Annotated in this window: 5 protein-coding genes; 1 reads left to right on the forward strand and 4 read right to left on the reverse strand. The window is 64.4% G+C overall.

The window, feature by feature from the left end:
• Positions 1-72: 72 nt before the first annotated feature.
• The 4 genes from hmgA to ACFFWD_RS18475 are packed head-to-tail and all read right to left on the reverse strand — an operon-like array spanning position 73 to position 4,260.
• Entirely contained in the window at positions 73-1,419 is a 1,347-nt protein-coding gene (hmgA, locus tag ACFFWD_RS18460; RefSeq protein ID WP_376967617.1) for a homogentisate 1,2-dioxygenase, read from the reverse strand.
• Positions 1,419-2,378: an MBL fold metallo-hydrolase gene (locus ACFFWD_RS18465; protein WP_376967609.1), complete on the reverse strand. Its 960-nt coding sequence runs from the start codon at positions 2,376-2,378 to the stop codon at positions 1,419-1,421. The genes hmgA and ACFFWD_RS18465 overlap by 1 nt, the downstream gene beginning before the upstream one ends.
• 30 nt (positions 2,379-2,408) lie before the next feature.
• Complete coding sequence (locus ACFFWD_RS18470) at positions 2,409-2,636, reverse strand: DUF2783 domain-containing protein (RefSeq protein ID WP_376967611.1); 228 nt, start codon at positions 2,634-2,636, stop codon at positions 2,409-2,411.
• A 10-nt stretch (positions 2,637-2,646) separates the two neighbouring features.
• Positions 2,647-4,260: an FAD-dependent oxidoreductase gene (locus tag ACFFWD_RS18475; RefSeq protein WP_376967613.1), complete on the reverse strand. Its 1,614-nt coding sequence runs from the start codon at positions 4,258-4,260 to the stop codon at positions 2,647-2,649.
• A 155-nt stretch (positions 4,261-4,415) separates the two neighbouring features.
• Here ACFFWD_RS18475 and ACFFWD_RS18480 point away from each other — a divergent pair, with 155 nt between their 5' ends.
• On the forward strand, positions 4,416-4,976 hold the full coding sequence (locus tag ACFFWD_RS18480; protein WP_376967615.1) for a MarR family winged helix-turn-helix transcriptional regulator: 561 nt from the start codon (positions 4,416-4,418) through the stop codon (positions 4,974-4,976).
• Positions 4,977-5,063: the final 87 nt, after the last annotated feature.

Raw genomic sequence — 5,063 nt, forward strand, 5'->3', positions numbered from 1 at the left:
TACGTAGGGAATCAGACTCGCACCCTCTTGACCAGTCACTACTCAGACAGGCTCCTAGGGGAGGGTAAGTGCCTACGGCTTGCTCGGATCGAACTTCTTCTCGAGTCCCTTCCAGCAATCCGAATAATCATCCTGCAGGGTCGACGACTTCGCCGCATGCTCGGTCACGCGCTGCGGGAAACGGGTCTCGAACATGAACGCCATGGTACCCGTCAGCTTCACCGGCTTCAGCTCGCCGTTGCTGGCATGCTCGAAGGCGTCGCGATCGGGGCCGTGCGGCAGCATCATGTTGTGCAGGCTGATGCCGCCGGGAACAAAGCCCTGCGGCTTGGCGTCGTAGACGCCGTAGATCAGGCCCATGAACTCCGACATGATGTTCATGTGGTACCACGGCGGCCGGAAGGTGTTGTCCGCCACCATCCAGCGCTCCGGGAAGATCACGAAGTCGATATTCGCGGTGCCCGCGGTCTCCGACGGCGAGGTCAAGACCGTGAAGATCGAGGGATCGGGGTGGTCGAAGCCGATCGCTCCAACCGGCGAGAAGGTGCGCAAATCGTATTTGTAGGGCGCGTAGTTGCCGTGCCAGGCGACCACGTCGATCGGCGAATGCGGCAGCGTGGTCTTGAACAGCGAGCCGCCCCATTTGACGTAGAGCTCGGTCGGCGTGTCCTTGTCCTCGTAGCTGGCGACCGGCGTCAGGAAGTCGCGCGAGTTGGCGAGGCAGTTGGCGCCGATCGGGCCGCGCTCCGGCAGCGTGAAGGCGCCGCCGTAGTTTTCGCAGAGATAGCCCCGCGCCGGACCGTTCAGAATCTCGACCCGGAACTTGACGCCGCGCGGGATCACCACGATCTCGCCGGGCTCGGCATCGATGCGGCCGAACTCGGTGACCAGGCGCAGATTGCCCTGCTGCAGCACGAACATCAGCTCGCCGTCGGCGTTGTAGAAGTGCTGGTCCACCATCGATTTGGTGATGAGATAGACATGCGCGGCCATGCCGGCCTGGGTGTCGGCGTCACCCGCCGTCGTCATGGTCTGCACACCCTGCAGGAAGGTGACGTCTCCCTTCGGCAGCGGCGTCGGATCCCAGCGCAGTTGCGCGATCGGCATGTCGTACTCATGGCACGGCGCGGTGCGCCACAGCCCGGCATCGACCTTGGTGAAGCGGCCGGAGTGCTTCACCGACGGACGGATGCGATAGAGCCAGGAACGCTCATTGGTGCCGCGCGGCGCCGTGAAGGGCGAGCCGGACAGTTGCTCGGCATAGAGCCCGTAGGCGCAGCGCTGCGGCGAGTTGCGTCCCATCGGCAACGCACCCGGCAGCGCCTCGGTCTCAAAGCTGTTGCCGAAGCCGGACATGTAGCCCGGCGTCACTTGGCCCGAGCTGCGCACGATCTGATCAGGCGAGGTGTTGATGTTCATCATGATCCTCCTCCTTGCAGAGCGGCCCACATTTCCTGGTCGCGCTTGTCGGTCCAGATCACGGGGTCGTCGATCCCGGACGCCTCGTCATAGGCGCGCGAGACGTTGAACGGCAGGCAGTGCTCGTAGATTGCAAAGCTCGAGAACTTCGGATCCATCACCTCGCGCGTCGCGGCCATCGATTCCTTCAGTGTGCGCCCCTTGGCGATCGAGGATTCGGCGACATTGTAGAGCGAGGTGACGAAATCGCGGGTCATCGCGATCGCATCGCGCGTGGTCGAAAGGCCGGTCAGCGCATCGCCGCGGCCCGGCGCGATCGCCTTCGGATTGAAGGCGCGGATCTCGTTCAGGGTCATCGGCCATTCGCGCAAATGCGCGTCGCCGCAATAGCAGGCCGAGTGGTATTCGATCAGGTCACCGGTGAACATCACCTCGGCATCCGGCACCCAGGCGACGATGTCGCCGGAGGTATGGCCCGCGCCGAGCTGCACCAGCCGCACCTCGCGCTTGCCGAGATAGATCGACATCTCGCCTTCAAAGGTCAGCGTCGGCCAGGTCAGGCCGGGAATGCTCGCGGCATCCTGGAACAGGCGCGGGAAGCGGCCGTACTCGGAATCCCAGTCCTGCTTGCCGCGCTCCTGGATCAGCCGGTAGGTCTCCTGCGAGGCGACGATGCCCTGCGCATGATAGGCGGACGCGCCGAGCACGCGCACGGCGTGATAATGCGACAACACGACATATTTGATCGGCTTGTCCGTGACCTTGCGCACGCGCTCGATCACCTTGTTGGCCATCGCGGGCGTCGCCTGCGCGTCGAACACGAGGCAGCCGTCGTCGCCGACGATCACGGCGGTGTTCGGATCGCCTTCAGCGGTGAAAGCGTAGAGATCGGACCCGATCTCGGAGAAGGTGATCTTCTTCTCCGCGAGATCGGTGGTTGACGCAAAACCTTTGGCCATCAGTTCAATCCTGTTCGTTCAAGTCGGTATCTATTGCTGTTGTTGCTGTTGCTGCTGGCTGGTATCGAGCATCCGCCGCTTGGCCAGCACGATCGCTTCCCGGAGCACGTCGATGTCGCCGATGTGGTTGGCGAGCACCAGAACCAGCACGGCATCGAGATCGGCGCTTTGCGCTTCAGTCAGGCCGCGATGCGCCTCGACGATGGCGCGGAAGGCGTCGTCGGGCTTTGCGAAGTTCGAACTGGTCGACAGCGCCATGGGCGAAACCTCAATTCAGGCCTGACGCACGCGCCAGCGCTGCATCGAGCGCCGGCCGCTGCGCCTTGCGGAAGCGCGCGGCGACATAACCGTCCGGCCGCAGCAGGTAGGCCGTGCCGGGCTCGGCGTCGTAGCGCTTGCCGGCAAACCCGCTCGTATCGACGAGGCCGCCCTCGCCGCCGATCCGGATCGTGCCGACGCCATCGGGTACGTCGTCGGCTGCACCATTGCCAAACTCCAGCAGCGTGAAGCGCGTTCCCTGCTTGATGAAGGCGTCGGTCAGATAAATGGAGCCGCCGTCGCGATCCCCAAGCGGCGCGTCGAGCATCGAGGTGCCCGGCCGCGGACCGCCGCGCCAGGCATCCTTGTCTTCGGTCGAGAGCGGCGTCTCATAGACCGAGGGCACCGAGAGCCGCCCGCCATTGACCATGCGCTTGCCGAAATCGGTTTCCTTGGCGAGCGACAGCACGGCTTCGCGCAAGCGCGCCTCCTGCCGCGTCACCGGCGCCATGAAGTCGGTCGAGCGCGTCGACTCGCGGATATTCTCATCCGCCGCCGCGCTGCGTTCGATGTGATAGCTCTCCAGCAGGCTTTCCGGCGAGAGCTTGCGCAGCACGCGATCGAGCTTCCAGGCCAGATTCTCGGCGTCCTCCAGCCCGGAATTGGCGCCGCGCGCGCCGAACGGCGACACCTGATGCGCGGAATCGCCGGCGAAGATCACGCGGCCATGGATGAACTTGGCCATCCGCCGGCACTGGAACTTGTAGAGCGAGATCCACTCGAACTCGAACTTGTCGTGGCCGAGCATGCGCTCGATGCGCGGCCGGACGTTCTCCGGCAGCTTCTCGGCCACCGGATCGGCGTCCGGGTTGAGCTGCAGATCGATCCGCCAGATGTCGTCCGGCTGCTTGTGCAGCAGCGCCGAGCGCCCGGCATGGAACGGCGGATCGAACCAGAACCAGCGCTCGGTCGGGAACGCCGCGGTCATCTTGACGTCGGCGATCAGGAACTGGTCCTCGAACACCTGGCCTGCGAACTCCGCGCCGACCATCTGGCGCAGCGGGGAACGGGCGCCGTCGCAAGCGATCACGAAGGTCGCGTGCACTTGGTAGGAGCCTTCCGGGGTCGCGATCGTCAGCGCGACGCGGTCGTTGCGGCTTTCCAGCGCGATCACCTTGTTGCGCCAGCGCAGATCAACCTCGGGCAACTGCCCGGCGCGGTCGACCAGATAGGCCTCGGCATAAAACTGCTGCAGGTTGATGAAGGCCGGCCGCTTGTGGCCCTCCTCCGGCAGCAGATTGAACTGATAGAGTTGGGAGGCACCGTGGAAGATCTTGCCGACGCTCCACACCACGCCCTTGTCGACCATGCGGTCGCCGACGCCGAGCCGGTCCCAGAACTCCAACGAGCGCTTCGAGAAGCAGATCGCGCGCGAGCCTTCGCCGATCCGGTCGGCATCGTCGAGCAGCACCACGCGCTGGCCGCGCTGCGCCAGGTCGATCGCGAGCGACAGCCCGACCGGACCGGCGCCGACCACCACGATGGGGTGCTCCGCGACATTGCCGCCTGCCCGGTCCTGATCGGGATGGCGGCGATAGCCGAACTGGGTTTTGGCTTGTGCCATTGCGTGACCCTGGATGTTCCCTGGAGCGGCCGGTTTCCGTCTTTGGTCTTGCGCGACGACCTTGCGACCGGGGCGGGAGCTTGCTAAATTAGTCTCACCTGCAACTATCTTAAACTCCCGGCCGGGCCCGCCGTCAACTCAAATTGGAGAAATTTTTGGCAAGGATCTCTGCAAGCCAGCCGCCGCCCCGGTCGCGCCCCACGGTTGAGTCCGATCCGCGCGACGATGTCGCGCTGAGGAAGAAGCGACTCGATCTCTTCAACTTCGTGCCATTCCGGCTGAACCGGCTGGCCGCCGAGGTGAGTTCCGCGCTGTCGGTCGAATATGAAGCGCGCTACGGCCTCGACATTCCCGAATGGCGCGTGCTCGCGACGCTGGGCTTCCGCAACGAAGCCTGCAGTGCGCAATTCATCGCGCATTGCACACGCACGCATAAATCGACCATCAGCCGCGCGGTCTCCGCGCTGATGGAGCGCGAGATCGTGGAGCGCGTCGAGAACGAGGACGACCGCCGCGAATTCCGCCTGCAGCTGACGAAGCAGGGCCTGGAGCTTTACCAGGAGCTGATCCCGCGCCTGTTGCGCAAGGAGCAGGAGATCCTCTCCTGCCTGTCCGCACAGGAGCGCCGCGATCTCGGACGCCTGCTCGGCAAGGTCGAGAAGAGTCTGGAACTGGTGCAAACCAGCGAGGAAGCCGACGCAAAGGAAGCGTATTAGGGGTGTCTTCCGAGCATCGCCGCCAAACCCGTCATCCTGAGAGCTTGTGACCCTATGAGTGGTGACCGCGCCATTTGGCTCAGTAGA

The organism is Bradyrhizobium erythrophlei (assembly GCF_042430365.1).
Classification (GTDB): domain Bacteria; phylum Pseudomonadota; class Alphaproteobacteria; order Rhizobiales; family Xanthobacteraceae; genus Bradyrhizobium; species Bradyrhizobium erythrophlei.